Origin of the sequence: Trebonia kvetii (genome assembly GCF_007827045.1) — a bacterium.
In the GTDB taxonomy this organism is placed as follows: domain Bacteria; phylum Actinomycetota; class Actinomycetes; order Streptosporangiales; family Streptosporangiaceae; genus Trebonia; species Trebonia kvetii.
Map to the genome: position 1 here is coordinate 1 of NZ_RPFW01000074.1, position 279 is coordinate 279.

Consider the following 279-nt stretch of genomic DNA (forward strand, 5'->3'; position numbering starts at 1 on the left):
AGAACGATCTTGGCGGCCTCACCACAGAGCAGCTGCTGGCCCGGCGCCGGGCCGCGGCGGCCCGGCTCGGCGACGTGGAGCAGGTCCTTTCCGGGACGCTGGCCGAGCAGTCGCGGCGGTGCGGCCGTCCCGGCTGCCGGTGCGCCGAGGGGGAGCCGCACGGCCCGTATGCGTACTTCACCCCGCGCCCGGCGGGGCGCGGCCGGGCCAGGTACGTGCCGGCTGCCCTGGCCGACGTGGTGCGGCGTTATCTCCGCCGTGGTGAGCAGGCCGAGACCG

1 protein-coding gene is annotated in these 279 nt (G+C 77.1%); it reads left to right on the forward strand.

What is annotated here, in order from left to right; translation table 11 throughout:
* On the forward strand, window positions 1-279 hold a 279-nt coding region (locus tag EAS64_RS44360; RefSeq protein WP_222850059.1), incomplete at both ends, for a DUF6788 family protein.